This window comes from Novosphingobium sp. SG707 (assembly GCF_012275515.1).
GTDB lineage: Bacteria > Pseudomonadota > Alphaproteobacteria > Sphingomonadales > Sphingomonadaceae > Novosphingobium.
Map to the genome: position 1 here is coordinate 768,217 of NZ_JAAZQL010000001.1, position 18,226 is coordinate 786,442.

Genomic DNA, 18,226 nt, shown 5'->3' on the forward strand with positions numbered 1-18,226 from the left:
GAGAGGCTTGAGGAATGCGCGCTGCCGAAAGACCTGAAATTGCCCAATTGCCACTGTTTCGGGAAATGGCGGAAAGCGAACGCGAACGGATTTTTTCCGGCTCGTTCCTGCAGGTATTTCCCCCTCAGCTCACCCTGTTCGAGCTGGGGCAGAGGGCCGATTTCCTACATGTCCTGATCGACGGCATGGCCGAGCTTTATACCAGCGGCGCGGGCCGCGACACGACGATGCGCATCGTTGAGCCGGTGTCCAGCTTCATCCTTGCCGCTGTTGTCACAGACATGCCCTATCTGATGTCGGCGCGCACATTGGTGTCCTCGCGCATTCTTCTGGTGCCTGCCGCGCTGATCCGCGAAGTTGTCCGCAAGGATCACAATCTGATGGAGGCCACCATGCGGGAACTGGCGCTGGCCTATCGGGATCTGGTGCGGGCGCTGACCGATATCAAGCTGCGCCAGTCGGCCGAACGGTTGGGCAATCTCGTGCTTCAGCAGGAACGGCGTCAGGGCGGGCATGGGCGGGTCGTGCTGCGCGCTGAAAAGCGGTTGCTGGCCTCGCTGCTGGGCATGACACCTGAGAACCTCTCACGTGGCTTTGGCGTGCTGGCCAAACATGGCGCCCTCACCGATGGGGCGCAGATCACGATCACCGACCGCGCTGCGCTGGAGGCATTTTCGCGGCCGGATGCGGTCAGCGATTGAGCGGGCCCCGGTCCTCCCGCCGGTTTGTCAGCATCGGTCCGTAGCGCAGGCAGAACCCGGCAAAACCCGCAATCCATGCGATCCCGGCAAGGTCATGCAGCGCCGAGCCCCATTGCGGGATCATGCCGGAGGCAAAGCGCAGCATAACGGCCGCAAACAAGGCCAGATAAAGCGCCGTGGTGGCGCGGTCGGCGGCCAGTTCATGGCCGATATGCCCGCGCGTGGCCCGCGTCATGACAGCCATCGTCATCATGGCGATGCAACCGGCCATCCACAAATGCTGCCCCGCCGCATTGGTGGCAAGGGCAGGAGCAACCGCCGAAACCGCCATAACCAGCGCACCAGCCGGCAGGAAGGCATAGGCAAGATGCAGCACCCAGACCAGCGGCTCGCTAAGCGTGCGATCCCCGGCCCATCGGGCAAGGCGCAGCAGATGCAGCACGCCCGCCGCGGCCAGCGCCAGAGCCGTCAGGTGGGATGAGGGCGCCGCGATCCACGCCAGCACGGCCGCCAACAGCACTGCCAGCGCGATTCTGTCGAAACCCTGTTCGGGAGGGGTGGGCATGCGGCCGGGCCGGTTGCGGATCAGCCAGTTTTTGGTGAAGGCGGGAATGATCCTGCCGCCAATGAGGGCGATCAGCATGATGACTGCCGCCACACCGGTCCGCAGGCCTTGTCCCTGAGCGGCAAATTCGTGGCGGGCCGCCTCGCAATGGAACATCGCATTGCCCAGCGTGAAAATGCCCAGAAGCACCAGCACGCCCAGATTGCGCCAATTGCGCCCGGCAATGATTTCCCGCGCGATGACGAGGGACAAGACCACCGGCAGCGCCAGATCCGCCGCCGCCACCCAAATCGGAGACAACATCTGCGACACGGCAATGGCGATACGGCCCAGCATCCAGAGCGAAAACAACCCGACCAGCGGCCAGCCCATAATCGGTGGCCTGCCGGTCCAGTTGGGAACGGCGGTCAGCAGAAAACCGGCGATGACCGCGCCCAGATAGCCATAGAGAAATTCATGGGCGTGCCAACTGATCGGATCAAAACCGGTGGGCAGGGCAAACAGGTCCGTCAGCATGCCGATCCATACCGCCATCGCCAGCCCCGCCCATAGGCCAGCGCCCAGAAAGAAGGGGCGGAAACCATAGCTGAAGAGCGCGGGGCCTTGCCACGGGCGAGTCTGATCGGCGGTGTTGCTCACGTTGCTGCCCCTTGGATATGCGGGATATGGCAATCGGGCTTAATGCTCGAACAGCGGAAAGAGCGTCTCATTCTCGGTCCGCACATGATCACCAAAATCGGACAGGAATTGGCCAAGGTCTTCATAGAGCATGGTCCATGTGCGGCAGGCACCTTCGGGCAGGATGAGATCGCCCGCCAGCCTGCGGATGGTCTGAGCCTCCTCGATATGCCCGGCGTGATCGGCGCGCATGACATGGATCGGATGTTCGATGCCCGGCATCCCGCCCTGCCGCATGGCTGGAAAGAGGATAAGCTCTTCCTTGCGCATATGCTCGTCCAGCTCACCGAAGAAGCGGCGCAGGGCGGCGGCAAGGCCATGGGGAGCCTGGCTCTGATCGGCATGAACGGCTTCGACTTTTTCGGCCCACGCAATGAGTTGCGGGAATTGTTCGCGATGGCGCGCGTGAAAATGCTGTTCGATGTGATGAGTCAGCGCCACCGGGTCGATCATGAGGGTGTCGGTCACGATTTGTTGCTCCAATTCATTGGGAGACAATGAGCCGTTTGGCTGGAATCGAGCCTGTCCGGCCTTGCAAGGGATGGCTACGCCTGTTAATAGGTATTGTAAATACCAATTCATCAGTCGAAAGATTTGGCCATGCGCCTGACCTCTTTTACCGATTACGGACTGCGGATGCTGATGCGCATGGCGCGCGCGCCCGAGCGGGTATTTTCCACGGGCGAAATGGCCGAGGAACTGGGCCTGCCGCGCAATCATCTGGCCAAGATCATTCAGAAGCTGGCGCAGATGGGCATTGTCGAAACGCGGCGTGGGGGCGGGGGCGGGGCCATTCTGGCGCGCTCGCCCGATCAGATTTCGCTGGGAGACATCATTCGCCGGCTTGAGGACGGACAAGCGCTGGTGGACTGTCTGGCCACGGGGGGCGAGCGGGATTGTTCGCTCGACGGCAAATGCCGGTTGAAGTTTCGCCTGATTGCCGCCGAGCGAGCCTTTTACGCCGACCTCGACAAGCATAGTCTGGCCAGCATAGCCCTATGATCTGGCGTCACGCGGCGTTTCAGGCCGCTATCAGGACAGGAGTGCAGGCATGACAAAAGACCGCCACGATCACCCACTGCACAGGGAAACCATCGCGGCCAGCCATGGTGTCGCGACGGACCCGGCCTTTGGCGCGGTTGCCCCGCCGCTGTATCTTTCGACCACTTATGAATTTGCCGGTTTTGATCAGGCCCGCCGATATGACTATGGCCGCGCGGGCAATCCGACGCGCGACCTCTTGTGCGATGCCTTGGCCCGGTTGGAAGGCGGGGCCGGGGCGGTGGTGACCTCCAGCGGCATGGCGGCCATCGATCTGGTGCTGGGGCAATTGTCGGGCGATGATCTGGTGATTGCGCCTCACGATTGTTATGGCGGGACGATGCGGCTGTTGAAGGCCAGAGCGGCGCGGCGGCATTTTCAGCTCGCCTTTGTGGATCAGTCCGATCTCGATGCCGTATCGGATGCCCTTGGGCGGGGCGCGGCCCTGCTGTTTGTCGAGACGCCCAGCAATCCCTTGATGCGCATTGTCGACATTGCCGCCTTGTGCCGGATGGCGCATGCCGTTGGCGCGCAGGTCGTGGTGGACAACACTTTTCTGTCCCCGGCGGTTCAGCGCCCCCTTTCGCTGGGTGCGGATTATGTTGTTCACTCGACAACGAAATTTCTCAACGGCCATTCGGACGTCATCGGCGGCGCGGTCATTGCGGCGCAGGAGCAGGCGGCGGCTTCCCTCAAGCAATGGTGCAATGTGATCGGCACCGCCGGATCGCCTTTCGATGCCTGGCTGACATTGAGGGGGCTACGCAGCCTGTTTGCCCGGATGCGGCAACAGCAGGCCACCGCCATGGCAATTGCCAAATTTCTGCACAGTCACCCTGCTGTTGCCAAGGTGCATTACCCCGGTCTGGCGTCCCATGCCGGGCATAAACTGGCCGGATCGCAGCAAACGGGTTTTGGCGCGATGCTGAGCTTTGAACTGGCCGGGGGCGAGGCAGCGGTCCGCCGCTTCGTGGCCCATATTTCGGTGCTGACTTTGGCCGAGTCCCTTGGCGGCGTTGAAAGCCTGATCGCGCATCCGGCCACCATGACCCATGCCGATATGGGCAAGGAAGCGCGTCAGGCGGCAGGGATAAAGGACAGTCTGCTGCGCCTTTCGGTCGGATTGGAGCATGGCGACGACCTGCTGGCCGACCTTGGGCGCGCCTTGGAGGCGAGCGCTGATGCGACGATCCCGCTTTGCCGCCATGAAGAACTGGCCAGGGCGGAAAATGCGCGGAGAAGCGAGCGGTAGCGCCCGGCGGGTTTCAAGGTACCGGGCCGTGCTGGCCGCTTTTCAGGAATATCTGCGCAATATCGCCTATGCTTCGTGCTGCGCAATCCGTGGAGCGGAGTGTTGGGCGCGATGGTTCCGCTGTCCGCGCCTTTGTGCTTTCTCTTGTGCCAACCTTTTTGGTTTGTGTTTCGCAATAGGTTTCAAGGCAACGAAAATCGTCAACTCCGATCACGCAAAGAAAATAATGGGTCCGTATCGGCGTTTTCATAACTGAAAACTTGTCAGTCGCGCGATTGGGTCATAGCAGGAATGCACTGCCCAAGGGGATCATTCGACTGTATCATGCAAAAGTCTTCAATGCCTTATCTGGCCTTGGCCGCCCTGCTTGCCGGTTCGGTGATGGCGGCGCCGGCTCTGGGTTCCCCTGACACGTCCATGGTGGCGCAGGATAGCGCCGACAAATCGGCGCTTGACCATGCCCTGACGCGCGAAGCGGTTCCCGACTGGGTGAAAATGCGAAGCATTCAGGACGTGACGGCCAAGCAAATGGGCAATGCCGAAAGTGGCATTTACTACGTCCTGACCGATTTTCAGGTCCGCACCACGGGCCAGGGCCATGATGACTGGCGGCGCGTTGCCAAGCGTGTGGTGAACAGGGCGGGGCTGGAGGCGGCGGGCCAGCTTTCCTTCAGCGTGGACCCGCATTTCGAAACGCTTGCTCTTCATTTTGTCCATATCATCCGCGACGGCAAGGTGATCGACCGCACTGGCGAGGCGAAATTCCGGCTGGTGGCGCAGGAGGATGATCTGGACGACGGGATCGTCAGCGGCGCGATGAAGGCCATCACCAACCTGCGCGACGTGCGGGTGGGCGATGTGGTCGATTATGCGGTGACGACCCATGCGCGCAGCAGTCTTTGGCCCGGCCATGGGTTTCAATATACCACCCAGCGCTTTTCCGATCCTCAGGGGTTGCAGGCCCTGCGCTATCTGTGGCCCGATGGGATGCAGCCCCAGTTTCGCGCTTTGAACAGCACCATTGCCTTCAAACAGACCAGGCTGGGCAATATGACGGAATGGGAGTGGACCCAGACTGACGCACCCGCCACCGATGCCGAAAAATGGGTGCCCCAAACCGCGTATCAATGGGGCATGGTCGAATGGTCGACGATGAGTCAGTGGTCACAGGTCGTCCAATGGGCCATGCCGCTTTATGCTGGCGATGAAAGCCTGACGGATGAGTTTGCGGCAAAGCTGGACGCCATTGCCAAGGCCTATCCGGCCCCCGCCGACCGCCTGACCGAGGTTTCGCGCTATCTTCAGGACAATATCCGCTATGTGGGCGAGGAAATCGGGGAGGGCTCTTATGTCCCTCGCCGCCCCCGGCTGGTCCTTGAACGCGGCTATGGCGATTGCAAGGATAAGGCGCTGCTGCTGACGGTGGCCTTGCGGCGGTTGGGGATAGAAGCGGCGCCTGCGCTGGTTTCCACCAGTTCGGGCTTTGCGCTCAAGCAGGAATTGCCCTCGCCGCTGGCGTTTGACCATGTGATTGTGCGCGTGGTGCTGGATGGCAAGGTGACATGGATCGACGCAACGGGCGCCCATCGCGGCGGACGCGGTCTGAATATCGTGCCCTCGGATCTTGGCTATGCCCTGCCGCTGCGGGCCGGACAGACCGATCTTGAACGCATGACGAATTTTCCCGAACATGCCGGGAAGGTCACCGTTGCGGAGCACTATGCCATCGACCCTGACGCGGCTGTTGCGCTCAGGTTTGATGTGGAAACGGTGTACACGGACGAGCGGGCCGATGATTTCCGGGCCAGCGTCGCCTCGCGCGGGGCGACGCGGATCGCCAAGAACAATCTCAATTTCTACAGCAAACGCTATGCCGGTTTGAAAGAAAGCCGGACGCTGGACATCCGGGATGATCGCGATGCCAATGTCCTGACGATGGTGGAGCATTACGAACTGTCCAAGGCGGACTGGGACAAGGACGGCCTGTTTTCAAAATTGGTGACGCAGGCCTACAATGTCGATGATATTTTGCCCGAAAAGCAGGTCACTCCCCGGCGCAACCCCTTGGGTCTGCCTTCTTCCGCCTTGCGCGAGCATGTGATCGAGCTGAACGTCAAAGGCAAAAAGCTCGCGATGCCCGATGATATCGACAAGGTGGTGGGCGCGATCCATTTCCGCCGCAACAGTACGCAGGTGAATAATGGCCTGCGCATGGTCTACACGCTGGATACCGGTTTGGAAGACGAAGTGCCCGCCGGCAAGGCCAGGGAGATTTATGATCTCTCGACGCTGATTGACGATGAAGCCGGTCTTGCATTCCATTTCGACCAATCGGCCAATACCGCCGACGAACCCAAATCCGCCGTCGGCGCTGAGCTGGGCGCCTATCAGGCGGATTTGAAGAAGATTGTCGAGCTTTCGACCAAAGGCGACGATCAAAGCGCTGGCGCGGCGCTGGCGCTGGCCAACACCATCCTTGCCAAGCTGCCCCAGGCCTCGGTCGGCGCGGGGATTATGGAAGGGATCAAGGGTGGCCTGCTTGCCCAGCTTCGGCGGCCGGTGGCGGCGCTGGCTTCGCTGCGTGCGGCGACGGCCCAGTATGACGGTAATCCGGCGGTCTACCATCTGTGGCTGGCGTTCGAGCTGGATCAGCTGGACGCCCCGACTTTCAACAAAGTTCTGCAGCGCACGCTGGCTGTTCAGCCCGATGTGGTGAAGGATATGCCGCTGGCCTGGGTGAAACAGGCGATGCGGACCATTCAAAAACTGCCGCCCGCCCAGCGCGACAGTGTGAAGCAGGATTTCTGCATCGCCATGGTGTCTGCGGACTGGCAATTAACCCCGCGCAGCCTGATGGGCGACCAGATCCTGGGTTGCGCCATCGCCGCGCAAACCAAGCGCGGGCAATTGGCCGCAGCGCGCGCGCTGCTGGACAAATCGCCTCCGGCATCCACCTTGGCCTCCATGTCCTCCAACCGGACCTATCAGGCATTGTGGCCCGATCTGGACAGGCAGGCAGGCGATGGTTTCCAAAAAGCGCTGGAGCGCGATCTGGCGCGCACTGTGCTGGCCCTGAAGGCAACGCCCGACGCCATGGACAAGATCCAGAGCCAGATGCAGGCGCTGGGCGCGCTGGGTCGGTATGAGGCCGCCGCCGAACTGGCCCGGCCCGTCGTGGCCGATATGAACAAGATCGAAGCGGCCGAGGAAGAGGGTTTCTGGCTGGTCAACAGCTATTCCAATGCGCTGATGCATATGGGCAAATTTGATGAATCCGTCGCCGCTCTCGACAAGGTTCTCGCGCTTGGTGTCGATCGCTATCCCTCGCTGGTCTCCATGGCGATCAATCGGCTCGAAGTGCTCTATGACGCAGAACGGTTTCAGGCCATTCTCGATGACGGTGCCGCGCTGGAAAAAGGATCGGGCGACAGGATCAGCGATTTCGGTCGGATGTGGATCTGGGCTTATCAGGCTTGCGCCCGCTACGCTTTGAACCAGACGGCCGAAGGGCGCGCGATCGAAGAGAAAATGGCCGCCAAGTCGAGCACCAATCAGCACGCGATGGCCATGGCTTTGGCCTGTCGCGGCGACGAGGCGGCGCTGGCCGATCAGATCCTCGCCCGTTTGGAGGATGAGGATCAGAGGGATTCCACCCTGGACCTTCTCCTTGTGTTCAAAGGCAAGGATATGCTCTCGCCCCGGCGTCAGCGCATCCTTCAAACCGTGGCGCGCGCGCTCCAGACACCCAAGGTGCAGGCTGCCGTGAAAAGGCTGGGGCGGCCCGTGAACTATGCAGGAACGCGGCAGGGCTGGCCGGACACCTGAGGTTGAACGGGTTGCGCTGTGCTCTTGCCCGATCAGCCATCTGGCAAACCGACCGGGGCAACCCCATGTCTGGCATATGGAAAAGGACGCTTTGACAAATTCGCCGCTCCGGCCCGGTGTCGCACCATGAGCCGGTCGCGTGCTGTGCCCAGCGGCAGACTGGCGCGTCTGGCCGGTCTGGGCCAACTGGCGGGCGGCGTTGTCGGCGGCGCCCTGGCCGAGGGCGTGCGTCGTCTGGCGCAGGGTCAGCGGCCTTCACTGGCCGATGTTCTGTTGACCCCGGCCAATGCCTTGCGCACTGCCGATCAGCTTGCCCGGCTGCGCGGCGCGGCGATGAAGCTGGGGCAGATGCTTTCGCTGGACGCCGGTGATCTGTTGCCGCCGGAACTGGCCTCCATTCTGGCCCGCCTGCGCGAGGCCGGCGACACGATGCCGCCAGGCCAACTTAACCGGGTGCTCACCGCCGAATGGGGCCGCGATTGGCGGCAGCGCTTCGCCCGCTTTGATCCGCGACCGCTGGCGGCGGCCTCCATTGGCCAGGTGCATCGGGCGGCCTTGCACGATGGGCGCGAGGTGGCGGTCAAGGCGCAATATCCCGGCGTGGCCACCAGCATCAATGCCGATATCGACAATGTCGCCACCCTGCTGCGCCTGTCGGGACTGCTGCCCGATGCGCTCGACATCGCGCCTTTGCTGGCCGAGGCCAAATTGCAGTTGCATGAGGAAGCCGACTATCTGCGCGAGGCCGAGCAGATGCGCCGTTATGGGGTACGGCTTGCCGGCGACGCGCGTTTCATCGTCCCGTCGCCGGTTTCCGAGCTTTCCGGCAAGCATGTGCTGGTCATGGACTATATGGCCGGGGCGCCGATCGAAACTTTGGCTCAGGCTTCACAGGCGGAGCGCAATGCCGCCATGGCGGCGCTGTTCGATCTGGTGCTGAAGGAAATCTTTGTCTTTGATGCGATGCAGACCGACCCGAATTTCGCCAATTATCGCTGGCAGGCCGAGACCGGGCGCATCGTTCTGCTCGATTTCGGCGCAGCGCGGGCTGTTTTGCCGGAAACCCGGTCTGCCTATCGGCGGATGTTCGCGGCGGGGCTGGCGGGGGATCGCGATGCGCTGATCGACGCGCTGGTTGAAGGCGGCTTTGTCGGTCAGGCGATGAGCCGGAAGCATCGCCCGGCGCTGGCCGCGATGGTCGATTTCATGATCGGCCACCTCAACCGGCCGGGCCTGTTCGACTTTGCCGACCGCAGCTTTGTGGGCCACATGCGCGATCTGGGCGATGGCATCGCGCGCGACCGCGCCACATGGCATGTGCCCCCCGCGCCCACTCTGTTCGTTCAGCGCAAGGTGAGCGGAACCGCGCTGCTGGCGGTCAGGCTGAAGGCGCAATTGCCGCTGCGCGATATGGTTGAGGCCGCGCTGGGCTCGGTTGCATCCGGGGCAGGGGCGGCAAGCCCGGAGCTCTCGCTGTCACCGGGCAACTGAAAGGCGCGCGTCGTCGCCTTTCCAAAAGCCGCCGGTGCCGCTATGCATGGCAAGCATCAAATGCGCCGGTCAGAGCGCATCGGGTAACGGGGGGAGAGCGCGATGCTGATCAAGCACGCTACGGGCTCGGTTTGCGCCAATGAGAGGCTGGATTACTGGAACGATCTGATCGCGGCGATGTTTCCGGGCATGACCGTCGATGGCGCGCGCGATATTGATGCCAGCTGGACCGGGTGCCGACTGGGCGATTTCGGGCTCAGTCTTGCGCTTTCGCAGCGTTCCTCGGTGCGGCGATGGGCGGGCAGCGCGCCGCAAAGCGTAGGGGAGCGCGGGCTGATCCATTTCCAGTCACAGGGTTTCAGCGCCACCGAGCAATGCGGCCGCCATGCCGCGCTTTTCTCCGGCGATCTGACCTTTTGCGCGCCCGAAGAGCCCTATGGCATCGAAATTTCCGACCGCAACGCAATGTTCGTGATCGATTTCCCATGGGAAGCCTTGCGCGAATTCGGCGCAAGGCCCGGCATGATCCTGCGGCACAGGACGCCTTCTCTGGGGGTGCTGCGCGGTTTCATCGCCTCGATTTTCGCCCAGAGCTGGAGCGACACCCATACGCCTGCGGAAAGCGAGGCCTTGGGCGAAGTGTTGATGCGTCTGCTGGCCAATGCCATGCGGACGCGCGAAAGCAGGCCGGAGGCGGGGGCTGACCTGCGCGAAAGGGTGCTGGCTTTTGTAGAGGACAATCTGGCCAATGGCGCGCTGCGCACCGGGTCCATCGCGCAAAGTCTGGGCGTACCCGCGCGCGAGGTGCAGATGGTCTTTGCCGAAATGGCGACAACGGCCAGCGATTATATCAACACGCGCCGTCTGGCGCTGGCGGCAGACCGTTTGCGCAAGGGAACGCGCGGTGCTTCGCTCAGCGATCTGGCCTATGAGCTGGGCTTTTCCGATGCGGCCCATTTCAGCCGCCGTTTCCGCGAACGCTTTGGCGAAACGCCCAGTTTCTATGCCACCCGGTTCCGGGGATAGGGCGTCCCATTTCCGTTCGTTCAAGCAAAGAGCGGCTGGGCGTTCAAGACAGTCAATGCTATAAGGGATAACGTTTCCTCCATCAGGGCGGCCAAGCCGCCTGAACGGGAGAGGAAACATCATGCGACACCATCTTTGCGTCAGCAGCGCCCTTGTGGCCGCGCTGGCCTCCGCCCCGGCCATGGCGCAGCAGGCCACTTCCGAGCCTGCCATCGGCGAAATCGTCGTTACCGCGCAGAAGCGTTCGGAAAATGTCCAGAACGTGCCGATTGCCATCAGCGCCTTCACCGCCTCGGCGCTCAAGGAGCGTTCGGTGACCTCGGTCTCATCGCTTTCGGCGCTGGCGCCCAATGTCAATCTGGATGGCGGCACGCCGTTTTCGGGGTCCTCGGCGGTGCTTTCGGCCACGATCCGTGGGATCGGCTCGGATGATTTTGCCTTCAACATCGATCCGGGCGTCGGCATCTATCTCGACGGCGTCTATCTGGCGCGCACGGTGGGCGCCAATCAGGATCTGCCCGATGTAGAGCGGGTCGAGGTGCTGAAAGGGCCGCAAGGCACGCTGTTTGGCCGCAACACCATCGGCGGCGCCATCAGCATCGTCACTCATGATCCCGGCAAGGAGTTCAAGGGCAGTTTCGATGCCACCACGGGCAGTTTCAACATGGTCAAACTGCGCGCCACGGTTGATATTCCGCTGACCGACAGCCTGTTTTCCTCGCTCACCGTATCGGGCATCAACCGTCAGGGCTTTTTGAAGCGCATTCCCTATCCCGACCAGCGCGCGGGCAATTCGGATTCCTATACCAAGTTTGCCAATGCCGATTATGCCAATGGTTCGCGCGAGGGTGGCGACAACAGTGTGAGCCTGCGCGGCAAGCTGAAGTGGGACAATGGCGGGGCGATCACCGCGACCCTGACCGGCGATTACACAAGGCAGGATAGCCCGGCGCAGGCAACCAAGCTGCTGGGCGTGTTCCCCGATGTGCCCGGCCCCTTTGCGGGGGCAAACCATCTGCCCGGCACTGCTTTCGATCCCACATCGACCACGGGTTATCTGTTTGCCGGTCTCTATAATTTCTGCATCGCCAGCACGCCCGGTCAGATCGCCGCGCGCAATGCGCAGGCCCTGTGCGGCCCGCGCGGCACGCAGTATAACCCGCAATATCAACTGGCCGGCCTTGGCAGCGTCAATGTCGACGGCAATCCGCTCAATGACCGGCTGCCGTGGGATTCGCGCTTCCTGATCGCCAATCCCGATCTCAGCTATGCCAATGGCCCCAGCTTCACCAAGCTGACCGCATGGGGTCTGGGCGGCACGGTGCAGGCCGAGGTCAGCCCCAATCTGACCGTCAAATCCATCACCGCCTATCGCCAGACCAACTGGAAAGGCGGGGTGGATGCCGATGGCTCGCCGCTTTCCTTCCTCGAACTCAGCTTTACCCAGAACCAGTGGCAATTCAGCCAGGAACTGCAATTGCTGGGCCGGGCGTTCGACAAGAAATTGAACTATGTGCTAGGCGCCTATTATTTCAAGGAAAAGGGCGATCTGCACGACTATGTGAACTTTGCCGAGGGTCTGCTGCAAGTGGACGGCCCCAACAAGTTCAACACCGAGAACTGGGCGCTGTTTGGTCAGGTTGATTTCCGTCCCGGCGATCTGCTCGGTTTCACCGCCGGTGGCCGCTACACGCAGGAGCGCAAGCTGTTTGAGGGCGGGCAGCAGGATCTGAACGGCGGCAATTACAAGCTGTTCGGCTGCGCGGCGGGCGATGGCACAATCGCGCCCTATGGCAATTTCCCGCTGGCGCCTCCTGTGGCTGCGGGCGGACCGCCCTGTTATGCGGCGCTGTCCTATCCCAATCCCGCCAATCCGGTGCAGGTCTATGTGCCGGGCGTAAACCGCAAGAGCTTTTCCAATTTCTCGCCCAAGCTGGGGGTGCAATTGCATCCCTCGCGCGACATCATGGTCTATGGCTCATGGTCCAAGGGCTACAAGACCGGCGGCTGGACCACGCGCCTGACCAACCCGCAGGGCAATGTCGCGCCCGATTTCAACGAGGAAAAGGCCACCACCATCGAGGCGGGCATCAAATCCAGCCTGCTCGACCGACACCTCCAAGTGAACATGGCTGCCTTCACCACCGCCTATAAGGGCGTGCAGCTCAATATCCAGATCGGCACCTCGCCCACCATCGCCAATGCGGGCGATGCGCGGATCAAGGGGCTTGAGCTGGAAGTGGTGGCCGCTCCGGTCAGGGGGCTGACCATCAATGGCGCGGTGGGCTATATCGATGCGCATTACACTTCGTTGCTGCCCGCCGCGCTGGTCAATGCCAGCCCCATTCCGGGCATTCAGGCGGGCATCTATGTCGGCGCGCCTTTGCCCAAAACGGCGAACTGGAAGATCAATGTCTCGCCCCGCTATGAGATGAAGCTGGGCAATGGCGGCTCCTTCGTGGTGCTGGGCGACTGGACACACACCACCGAGGTGTGGAACGACATCGCCCGCGCCCTGCTGCTTCGTCGCCCCACCAATGACATGTTCAACGCCAGCCTGACCTACAACGCCCCCGATGCCAAATGGTCGCTCACGCTGGGCGGGACCAATCTGACCGATACCCGCTATATCACCAGCGGCGGACTGAACATCGCGGCGGGCACGGCCTTTGGCACGTATAACCGGCCGCGCGAATGGTATCTGCGCTATGGGATGAAGTTCTGATGGGCACGCAAGCGACAGCCGCCGTTTCAAGAGTGGCGGGCGAGGCGCCCCGGCTGGAAAGCATCATCATCGACGACCCCCGCCCCGGCGAGGTTCTGGTCAGGCTGGTGGCCACCGGCGTTTGCCATACCGATATGGTGATGCGCGATGGCCATCTGCCGGTGCCCTTGCCGGTGGTGCTGGGGCATGAGGGCGCGGGCCATGTGGTGGCCGTGGGGGATGGGGTTTCCCATGTCGCGCCCGGCGATGCGGTGGTGCTCTCCTTTGCCAGTTGCGGGGCCTGCCCCTCCTGCGATCATGATGCGCCGGCCTATTGCCACGGCTTCTTTCCGCGCAATTTCCTGGCCATGCGCGAGGATGGCTCCACGGCAATCCACGATGGGCAGGGGCCGGTGCACAGCCACATCTTCGGCCAGTCCTCCTTCGCCACCCATGCCATTGCCCACGGGCGCAACGCGGTGAAAGTGGACAGCGATCTGCCGCTCGAACTGATGGGGCCGCTGGGCTGCGGTTTTCTGACCGGGGCGGGGGCGGTGCTCAACGCGCTGGATGTGCGGGCGGGGCAGAGCATTGCCGTGCTGGGCGCGGGGGCGGTGGGCATGGCCGCGATCATGGCGGCAAGGATTCGTGGCGCGGGGCGCATTATCGCAGTGGACAGATCGGCTCAGCGTGTGGCGCTGGCCCTCTCGCTGGGCGCGACACAGGGTGTGGTGGCCGATGGGCAAAGCCTTGCTGACCATGGGCTGACCGGTCTGGATCATGTGCTGGACACCACCGGACATGTGCCTTTGATTGAGGAAGCGATCATGGCGCTGGGGCCGCAGGGGCAGGCGGGCCTGCTGGCAGCCTTTGCGCCGGGGGCGCAGGTGAAGCTGGATGCGGCTTTTGTCATGAGCGGGGGGCGCGTGGTGCGCGGCATTGTCGAAGGCTCGGCCGATCCGCAAAACCTGATCCCGCAACTGATTGCTTATTGGCGCGAAGGACTTTTTCCGATCGAACGCCTTGTCCAGTTCTATCCCTTCGCCGATATCGCAAAGGCCATCGCGGCCGGTGAAAGCGGCGCGGTGATCAAACCGATTGTGAGAATGTGATATGGAACAAGCGTTTCGTCTGTTGATTGATGGCGCTCTGGTGGATGGAGCGGGAGAGATGCCGGTCATCAATCCTGCCACCGGGCGCGCCTTTGCAACCGTCCCGCGCGCGGATGCGGCGCAGTTGGACGCGGCGGTGGCGGCCGGGCGCGGTGCCTTTCCGGGCTGGGCTGCGCTTTCCTATGCCGAGCGCCGGGTCTTTCTCGAACGCTTTGCCGCCGGCGTGGAGGCGCGGTTTGAGGAATTGGCCCGCCTCATGACGATGGAGCAGGGCAAGCCGCTGGATCAGGCGCGGTTTGAAGTGGGCGGCACGATTGCCGGGCTGCGCTGGTTCGCGGCGCAGGAGATCGGCCCCCATGTCATCCGCGACACGCCAACCGAGCGTATCACCGAGCATCGCAGCCCGCTGGGCGTTGTGGCGGCGATCACGCCCTGGAATTTTCCGCTGATCCTGCTGGTGGTCAAACTGGCGCCCGCGCTGATCACCGGCAATGTGGTGATCGCCAAGCCCGCGCCGACCACCCCGCTCACCACGCTTCTGCTGGGCGAAGTGGCCGCCGACATCCTGCCGCCCGGTGTGTTCCAGACGCTGGTCGACGCCAATGATCTGGGCGGGGCGCTGACCAGCCATCCGGGCATTGCCCATGTCAGCTTCACCGGATCGACCGCCACGGGCAAGAAGGTGCTTTCCAGTACAGCGGACACACTCAAGCGCTTCACGCTTGAACTGGGCGGTAATGATGCGGCGCTGGTGCTGGACGATGCCGATGTGGGCAAGGTGGCCCCCGCTATCTTCGGCGCGGCGATGGTCAATGCCGGGCAGGTGTGTCTGGCAGCCAAGCGCGTCTATGCCCCGCGCGCGATATATGATGAACTGTGCGATGCGCTCGGCGCTCTGGCGCGCGCGGCGGCGGTGGGCGACGGGCTGGATCAGGGCAGCCAGATCGGCCCGGTCCAGAATGCGGCGCAATATGCCAAGCTGATCGACTATCTGGCCGAGGCGCGTGAACAGGGCAAGATCGTGGCCGGAGGCGCCCCGCTGGAGCGGGAGGGCTATTTCATCGCCCCCACCATCGTGCGCGATCTGCCCGATGACGCGCGGCTGGTGCGCGAGGAGCAGTTTGGGCCGGTGCTTCCTGTGCTGCCCTATGACGATCTGGGGCAGGCCATCGCGGCCATCAACGCCAGCGAATATGGGCTGGGCGGCACGATCTGGACCGGCAATCCCGAACGCGGCGAACAGGTGGCGATGTTGATCGACAGCGGCACGGTCTGGGTCAACCGCCATCTCGATCTGCCCTTTGATGTGGCCTTTGGCGGGGCCAAGCAATCGGGCCTTGGGCGGCAACAGGGCATCGAGGGATTGCAGGAATTCACCCAGGCCAAGATCATCAACATCGCCAAGGGCTGAAACGGCCCCCAAATCCCGCTAAATTGAGAGGATCATCCATGACAAAGCCCTATGTTCGGCCCGATGTCGCTGCCTTTCTTGACGCCGGCCAGGAAAGCGGCGCTCCGCCGATCAACGAATTGCCGGTGCCCGAGGCGCGCGCGGCCATTCGCACCATGGGGCAGGCGCTGGATCTGCCCCCGGAACCGCTGGCGGTGGTGCGGGATCTGGCTTGCGGTTCGATCCCGCTGCGGCTTTACGATGCGCGCGAGACACGCGATCCCGGTCCGCTGATCCTGTTCTTTCACGGCGGCGGTTTCGTGTTTGGCGATCTCGACAGCCATGATTCCTTTTGCCGCTTTGTGGCGCAGCGCTGCGATCTGCCGGTGCTGGCGGTGGATTATCGCCTTGCCCCGGAACATCCCTTTCCCGCTTTTGCGCAGGATGCCGAAGAGGTCGCCCGCTGGGCTGCCGCCGGGCCGCAAGCGCTGGGCTTCGCGCCGACGGGCCTTGTGACCTGCGGCGACAGTGCGGGCGGGCATATGGCGATCCTGGTCGCCCAGCGTCTTGGGGCAAGGCCCGCCGATCGGCCGGTGCTGGCGCAATGGGCGATTTATCCCTTTCTGGGCGCGGGTCATGACTGGGCGTCGGCCCGGGATTTTGGCGAGGGCTATATGCTGACCCGCGCCGCGATGGACTGGTTCGATGGGCTTTGCGGCAAGCCGGAAGGGGACGAGCGGTACAATCTGTTGCTGGGCCCCGTTCCGCCCACACCGCTGCTGATTCAGACGGCCGCGCTTGATCCGTTGCGCGATCCGGCGCGCCATTATGCGGACATGGCGCGGGCGGCGGGCGCCAAAGTGGTGCAGCTTGAGGCCGAGGGCATGATCCACGGCTATGTCAACATGCGCGCCGCCTTGCCCTCCGCGCAGCAGGATGTGGAGAGCCTGCTTGCCGCCGGGCTGGCGCTCCTCTCCGTCTGAACGGTGAGGCGGGCGAGGTTCAATGTACCCGGCGCAGCTTGTCGGGATTGCGCGTCACATAGATCGCCCGGATGCGCCCATCCTCGACCAGCAGCGCGGTGGTCTGCAGCAAGCCATCGGGCTCGCGCGTGATGAGACCGGGCAGGCCGTTGATCGTGGCCACGCGCACAAGCTCTGAGGGAGCGCGGCGCAGCCGGGCCAGCGCCGCCTGTGCCCGCAGGAATTCGTCCGCGCCATGCAGGATGCGCGCGACCGCTGGCCGTTTCCCGCCGCCATCGGAATGGAACTGCACATCCTGCGCCAGAAGTGCGCTCAATTGCGCCATATCGCCATTTTGTGACGCTTCGAAAAAGGCGTTGGCTATGGCCTTGCCCTGATGGTGATTGACGGGAAAGCGCGGCCTTGCATCGCGCACATGGGTGCGGGCGCGCAGGACCAGTTGGCGGCAGGCCGCCTCCTTGCGATCAAGCACGAGGGCGACTTCCTCAAAGCTCTCGCCAAACACATCATGCAGCAGAAAGGCCGCCCGCTCCAGCGGCGACAGGCGCTCCAGAGCCAGCAGCAGGGGCAGGGTCACATCCTCGCACAGATCTTCCTCGACCGCCGGTTCGGGCAGCCACGGGCCGATATAGCTTTCACGCTGAACCCGGGCGGACTTGAGATGATCGAGACACAGCCGCGTAACGATCCGGCGCAGAAAGGCGGCGGGCACGCCGACCTGCGCATGATCCACGCCGCGCCAGCGCAGAAAGGCTTCCTGCACAATGTCCTCGGCATCGGCCATCGAGCCAAGCATCCGGTAGGCGACGCGCAGCAGACCCGTCCGCTGCGCGTCAAAGATCAGGCAGGCCGCCCGGTTCATTTCCAGCCCAGTTCCGGCGCATAGAAATTGAAGCCCACCGCCAGTCGGTTCCAGCCGTTGATGACATTGATGGCCAGCGTCAACTGCACCTGCTCGGCCGGGGTGAATTGGGCCGCCAGGGCATCATGCACGGCATCGGGCGCCCGGCTGGTGGCGATCTGGGTCATATGTTCGGTCCAATCCAACGCGGCGCGTTCGCGTGGGCTATAGCACGGGGCTTCGCGCCATACAGCCAGCAGATGGATGCGCTGCTCGCTCTCGCCTGCCTTGCGCGCGTCGAATGTATGCATGTTCAGGCAATTGGCGCAGCCGTTTATCTGCGAGGCGCGGATCTTCACCAGTTCCAGCAACGGCTTTTCCAGCCCGCATTCCGCCACCTTCTGCGAATAGGCATACCATGCCTTGAAGATGTCGGGCGAAGCATTGTGGAGATTGAGGCGGGGGGTCATGTAACACATCCTTTTGACAGAGATGCCCCTATGACGAGCCGGAATGCCGCCCTGTGACATGACCGGCAGATTTTTTCCAAAATGCCTCGCATAGGCCAACGTATGATTGTGCCGAACGGTGCTGACATTTGGGCTTGGGCGCGCTAA

14 protein-coding genes are annotated in these 18,226 nt (G+C 62.9%); 10 read left to right on the forward strand and 4 right to left on the reverse strand.

The genetic code is table 11. The features are described from left to right. Positions 1-14: 14 nt before the first annotated feature. Entirely contained in the window at positions 15-701 is a 687-nt protein-coding gene (locus FHW92_RS03030; RefSeq protein ID WP_168601717.1) for a helix-turn-helix domain-containing protein, read from the forward strand. Here FHW92_RS03030 and FHW92_RS03035 read toward each other — a convergent pair. Together FHW92_RS03035 and FHW92_RS03040 are read right to left on the reverse strand one after the other, a co-directional pair. Further along, positions 691-1,905, reverse strand: a complete 1,215-nt coding sequence (locus FHW92_RS03035) for an NnrS family protein (RefSeq protein WP_168601718.1) — start codon at positions 1,903-1,905, stop codon at positions 691-693. The two genes, FHW92_RS03030 and FHW92_RS03035, sit on opposite strands and share 11 nt — an antisense overlap. A gap of 39 nt (positions 1,906-1,944) precedes the next feature. Beyond that, positions 1,945-2,412 (reverse strand): hemerythrin domain-containing protein, encoded by a 468-nt coding sequence (locus FHW92_RS03040; RefSeq protein WP_210428344.1) that lies wholly within the window; start codon positions 2,410-2,412, stop codon positions 1,945-1,947. Between the two features lie 132 nt (positions 2,413-2,544). Between FHW92_RS03040 and FHW92_RS03045 the strand changes: the two genes are divergently transcribed. The 9 genes from FHW92_RS03045 (at position 2,545) to FHW92_RS03085 (ending at position 16,768) form a co-directional block, all read left to right on the forward strand. Further along, positions 2,545-2,946: an Rrf2 family transcriptional regulator gene (locus FHW92_RS03045; protein WP_168601719.1), complete on the forward strand. Its 402-nt coding sequence runs from the start codon at positions 2,545-2,547 to the stop codon at positions 2,944-2,946. A gap of 49 nt (positions 2,947-2,995) precedes the next feature. Continuing rightward, a complete protein-coding gene (gene metB / locus FHW92_RS03050) occupies positions 2,996-4,237 on the forward strand; it encodes a cystathionine gamma-synthase (RefSeq protein ID WP_168601720.1) in 1,242 nt (413 codons plus the stop codon). Between the two features lie 339 nt (positions 4,238-4,576). Continuing rightward, positions 4,577-8,062, forward strand: a complete 3,486-nt coding sequence (locus tag FHW92_RS03055; RefSeq protein ID WP_168601721.1) for a DUF3857 domain-containing protein — start codon at positions 4,577-4,579, stop codon at positions 8,060-8,062. A 126-nt stretch (positions 8,063-8,188) separates the two neighbouring features. Then, a complete protein-coding gene (locus FHW92_RS03060) occupies positions 8,189-9,553 on the forward strand; it encodes an AarF/ABC1/UbiB kinase family protein (protein WP_168601722.1) in 1,365 nt (454 codons plus the stop codon). Positions 9,554-9,655: 102 nt separating this feature from the next. Further along, a complete protein-coding gene (locus FHW92_RS03065) occupies positions 9,656-10,579 on the forward strand; it encodes a helix-turn-helix domain-containing protein (protein ID WP_168601723.1) in 924 nt (307 codons plus the stop codon). A gap of 121 nt (positions 10,580-10,700) precedes the next feature. Continuing rightward, positions 10,701-13,304 carry a TonB-dependent receptor gene (locus tag FHW92_RS03070; protein WP_168601724.1) on the forward strand — a complete coding sequence of 868 codons (2,604 nt, stop codon included), beginning with the start codon at positions 10,701-10,703 and terminating at the stop codon, positions 13,302-13,304. After that, positions 13,304-14,395: an NAD(P)-dependent alcohol dehydrogenase gene (locus FHW92_RS03075; RefSeq protein ID WP_168601725.1), complete on the forward strand. Its 1,092-nt coding sequence runs from the start codon at positions 13,304-13,306 to the stop codon at positions 14,393-14,395. The genes FHW92_RS03070 and FHW92_RS03075 overlap by 1 nt, the downstream gene beginning before the upstream one ends. Before the next feature lies 1 nt (position 14,396). Further along, entirely contained in the window at positions 14,397-15,806 is a 1,410-nt protein-coding gene (locus FHW92_RS03080) for an aldehyde dehydrogenase family protein (RefSeq protein WP_168601726.1), read from the forward strand. A gap of 38 nt (positions 15,807-15,844) precedes the next feature. Next, positions 15,845-16,768 carry an alpha/beta hydrolase gene (locus FHW92_RS03085; RefSeq protein WP_168601727.1) on the forward strand — a complete coding sequence of 308 codons (924 nt, stop codon included), beginning with the start codon at positions 15,845-15,847 and terminating at the stop codon, positions 16,766-16,768. 19 nt (positions 16,769-16,787) lie between these two features. On the opposite strand, the gene FHW92_RS03090 is transcribed toward FHW92_RS03085, so the two are convergent. Further along, positions 16,788-17,630 carry a sigma-70 family RNA polymerase sigma factor gene (locus FHW92_RS03090; protein WP_168601728.1) on the reverse strand — a complete coding sequence of 281 codons (843 nt, stop codon included), beginning with the start codon at positions 17,628-17,630 and terminating at the stop codon, positions 16,788-16,790. Beyond that, a complete protein-coding gene (locus tag FHW92_RS03095) occupies positions 17,627-18,079 on the reverse strand; it encodes a carboxymuconolactone decarboxylase family protein (protein ID WP_168601729.1) in 453 nt (150 codons plus the stop codon). The genes FHW92_RS03090 and FHW92_RS03095 overlap by 4 nt, the downstream gene beginning before the upstream one ends. Positions 18,080-18,226 lie beyond the last annotated feature (147 nt).

Coding starts and splice junctions, on each gene's coding strand:
- FHW92_RS03095 (WP_168601729.1), bottom strand. CDS start 18,079: ATGACCCCCCGCCTCAATCTCCACAATGCTTCGCCCGACATCTTCAAG.
- FHW92_RS03080 (WP_168601726.1), top strand. CDS start 14,397: ATGGAACAAGCGTTTCGTCTGTTGATTGATGGCGCTCTGGTGGATGGA.
- FHW92_RS03060 (WP_168601722.1), top strand. CDS start 8,189: ATGAGCCGGTCGCGTGCTGTGCCCAGCGGCAGACTGGCGCGTCTGGCC.
- FHW92_RS03055 (WP_168601721.1), top strand. CDS start 4,577: ATGCCTTATCTGGCCTTGGCCGCCCTGCTTGCCGGTTCGGTGATGGCG.
- FHW92_RS03090 (WP_168601728.1), bottom strand. CDS start 17,630: ATGAACCGGGCGGCCTGCCTGATCTTTGACGCGCAGCGGACGGGTCTG.
- metB (WP_168601720.1), top strand. CDS start 2,996: ATGACAAAAGACCGCCACGATCACCCACTGCACAGGGAAACCATCGCG.
- FHW92_RS03075 (WP_168601725.1), top strand. CDS start 13,304: ATGGGCACGCAAGCGACAGCCGCCGTTTCAAGAGTGGCGGGCGAGGCG.
- FHW92_RS03085 (WP_168601727.1), top strand. CDS start 15,845: ATGACAAAGCCCTATGTTCGGCCCGATGTCGCTGCCTTTCTTGACGCC.
- FHW92_RS03070 (WP_168601724.1), top strand. CDS start 10,701: ATGCGACACCATCTTTGCGTCAGCAGCGCCCTTGTGGCCGCGCTGGCC.
- FHW92_RS03045 (WP_168601719.1), top strand. CDS start 2,545: ATGCGCCTGACCTCTTTTACCGATTACGGACTGCGGATGCTGATGCGC.
- FHW92_RS03065 (WP_168601723.1), top strand. CDS start 9,656: ATGCTGATCAAGCACGCTACGGGCTCGGTTTGCGCCAATGAGAGGCTG.
- FHW92_RS03030 (WP_168601717.1), top strand. CDS start 15: ATGCGCGCTGCCGAAAGACCTGAAATTGCCCAATTGCCACTGTTTCGG.